The organism is Nocardioides sp., from assembly GCF_034670285.1.
Taxonomy (GTDB): Bacteria; Actinomycetota; Actinomycetes; order Propionibacteriales; family Nocardioidaceae; genus Nocardioides.
Genome location: NZ_JAXMNS010000490.1, coordinates 1 through 2,456, shown reverse-complemented (window position 1 = coordinate 2,456; position 2,456 = coordinate 1). Strand labels below are relative to the sequence as shown.

At 70.1% G+C, this 2,456-nt stretch carries 3 protein-coding genes; 2 read left to right on the top strand and 1 reads right to left on the bottom strand.

Features of this window, described 5'->3' with window-relative positions:
• Window positions 1-373, bottom strand: a 373-nt coding sequence (locus tag VOI19_RS18105) for an NADP-dependent isocitrate dehydrogenase (RefSeq protein ID WP_323794339.1), incomplete at its 3' end; no start/stop codon positions are given.
• 173 nt (window positions 374-546) lie between these two features.
• Between VOI19_RS18105 and VOI19_RS18100 the strand changes: the two genes are divergently transcribed.
• Window positions 547-1,551 carry an MIP/aquaporin family protein gene (locus VOI19_RS18100; protein WP_323794338.1) on the top strand — a complete coding sequence of 335 codons (1,005 nt, stop codon included), beginning with the start codon at window positions 547-549 and terminating at the stop codon, window positions 1,549-1,551.
• Between the two features lie 73 nt (window positions 1,552-1,624).
• Window positions 1,625-2,456 (top strand): malate dehydrogenase (locus VOI19_RS18095; protein WP_323794337.1); only part of this gene is annotated, 832 nt, incomplete at its 3' end.

Below are 2,456 nucleotides of genomic sequence, written 5' to 3'. Positions count from 1 at the left end.
CCCGGGTCTCCTTCTCCTCGTCGGTCTGCGGGTTCTCGGGGTAGTCAGGCAGGTCGTAGCCCTGGCCCTGCAGCTCCTTGATCGCGGCCTTCAGCTGCGGGATCGAGGCCGAGACGTTGGGCAGCTTGATGATGTTGGCCTCGGGCTTGGTGGCCAGCTCGCCGAGCTCGGCGAGGTGGTCGGCCACCTGCTGCGACTCCGTCATCCGCTCGGGGAACTGGCTGATGATGCGCCCGGCCAGGGAGATGTCGCGAGTCTCGACCTCGACGCCGGCCTTGGCGGCGTACGCCGCGATGATCGGGAGGAAGGAGTACGTCGCGAGGAGCGGCGCCTCGTCGGTGTGGGTGTAGATGATCTTCGCGGTTGCAGCCATGTCTGAGTCACTCCTGGAGTGGATCTACGCGTGGATTCGTCTTGACGTCAAGATACCTGACGGGCCGGGACGGCCCGCATCCCGGCAGCCTTGCACCCTCCGGCAGCCCAGACCAGCCCGTTGAAGACGCACGGCAGGTTTGCGCCCCCACCACGACGGGCAGAGAGCCGCTCATGAGCGACACCACCCCCGACAGCGCAGCCAGCACCCCCGACGCACCCCCGAGCCAGGGCCAGCGACTCCTCACCGAGGGCCTCGGCACGGCCATCTTGGTGTTCTTCGGCTTCTTCGGAGCCCTCACCGCCGGCAACGGCCTGGCCTACGGCCTCACGCTGTTCGCCCTGCTCGTGGCCTTCGGGCGCATCTCGGGCGGCCACTTCAACCCCGCCACCTCGGTGGGCGCCGCGATGGCCGGTCGGATGTCGTGGAAGGAGACCGGCCTCTACGCCGCAGCCCAGGTCGGCGGTGCGATCGTCGCCGGCATCGCGATCCTCCTCGTCGCGGTCTCCAACGGCTCGAGCTATGACGTCGGCGAGCCGCTCGGAGCGCCGGCCTTCGGCGACCAGGGTGGCGTCGACCTGATGGCCACGCTGCTCCTCGAGCTCATCGTCGCGGTCGTCTTCGTGCTCCTCGTCCTGGCCCTGACCGACAAGCGGGTCGACAACCCGCTGCTGGCCCCGCTCGCGATCGGCCTGACCTACGCCGGCGTGGCCTTCGTGCTCATCGGCATCAGCGGCTCGGTGGTCAACCCGGCCGTGGCGCTGTCGACGGTGCTCTTCTCCGGGGGCGACGCCATCCTCCAGGCCTGGCTCTTCGTCCTGGTGCCGCTCCTCGGTGCCGCCCTGGCCGGCCTGCTGCACCCGGCGGTCTTCGGTCGCGACGCCGAGCCCGTCGCCGGCTCCGGCCTCCAGGTCTCGCTGGGCTCCGGCTCGACCGCCCCGCAGGGTGGGCTGGCGCACCCGGGCCACGCTCAGCAGGCCTACCCCCAGCAGTCCTACCCCCAGGAGCAGCCGATCATCCAGGACGGCTGGCAGTGGGACCCGCAGGCGCAGCAGTGGATTCCCGCGCAGCAGCAGACGCCCCCGCAGCCCACCCAGCCCACCCAGCCCACCCAGCAGGGTTGGACCTCGTCCTACGACGACGGTGACGCCGGCACCCAGATCCGTCCCCCTCAGTAGAGGGTCCGACGGCGCTGCTAGCGTCGAGACCGCTTGTTCACCCCATTTTCATAGACATCCAAAGGGAGTCGTCGTGAGCTCTGCTCCGTTGAAGGTCGCCGTCACCGGCGCCGCCGGCCAGATCGGCTACAGCCTGCTTTTCCGTCTCGCGAGCGGCGCGCTGCTCGGTGACCGTCCGATCGAGCTGCGTCTGCTCGAGATCACCCCGGCCCTCAAGGCCCTCGAGGGCGTCGTCATGGAGCTCGACGACTGCGCCTTCCCCAACCTGGCTGGTGTGGAGATCGGTGACGACGCCGAGAAGATCTTCGACGGCGTCAACCTCGCCCTGCTCGTCGGCGCCCGCCCCCGTGGCCCGGGCATGGAGCGCGGCGACCTGCTCAGCGCCAACGGCGCGATCTTCACCGCTCAGGGCAAGGCGCTCAACGCCGTCGCCGCCGACGACGTCCGCATCGGCGTGACCGGCAACCCGGCCAACACCAACGCGCTCATCGCGATGAAGAACGCCCCGGACATCCCGGACGCGCGCTTCTCGGCCCTCACCCGCCTCGACCACAACCGGGCGATCTCGCAGCTGGCCGCGAAGACCGGTGCTCCGGTGACCGACATCAAGAAGATGACGATCTGGGGCAACCACTCGGCCACGCAGTACCCCGACCTGTTCCACGCCGAGGTCGGTGGCCGCAACGCCGCCGAGGTCGTGGGCGACCAGGACTGGCTCGAGAACACCTTCATCCCCACCGTCGCCAAGCGCGGCGCGGCGATCATCGAGGCGCGCGGCTCGTCGTCGGCCGCCTCGGCCGCCTCGGCCACCGTCGACGCCGCCCGCGACTGGCTGCTCGGCTCGGCAGAGAACGACTGGGTCTCGATGGCTGTCGCCTCCGACGGCTCCTACGGCGTGCCGGAGG

Bases quoted from the DNA above. Each gene is read 5' to 3' on its own strand.
- VOI19_RS18100 (WP_323794338.1), top strand. From the start codon at position 547: ATGAGCGACACCACCCCCGACAGCGCAGCCAGCACCCCCGACGCACCC.